We start from the raw sequence: 235 nt of genomic DNA on the forward strand, positions 1-235 counted from the left end.
CTGGAACAGCATCGAGCAGATGATGCCGATGGTCGTCAGGATGGCGATGCCGGAGGCTGCAATCAGGCCCCAGAGAACGATCCGCTCGACATTGTTGCGTGCGCGCATGCGCCGGCTGATCGTGGAGAGGCCGAAAATCAGGCCCGCCACGGCGATCACCAGGGAAACAGCCGAACCGATGGTGTGCGTGAGGGCGGTTGCCTTTTTCAGGTAAAGCGCGATCGGCACCATATAG

At 60.9% G+C, this 235-nt stretch carries 1 protein-coding gene; it reads right to left on the reverse strand.

The genetic code is table 11. The features are described from left to right. The coding region (locus tag SB719_RS22665) for a hypothetical protein (RefSeq protein ID WP_412160111.1) at window positions 1–235 on the reverse strand (235 nt) is incomplete at both ends.

Origin of the sequence: Pantoea sp. SIMBA_079, assembly GCF_046940275.1 — a bacterium.
Classification (GTDB): domain Bacteria; phylum Pseudomonadota; class Gammaproteobacteria; order Enterobacterales; family Enterobacteriaceae; genus Pantoea; species Pantoea borealis.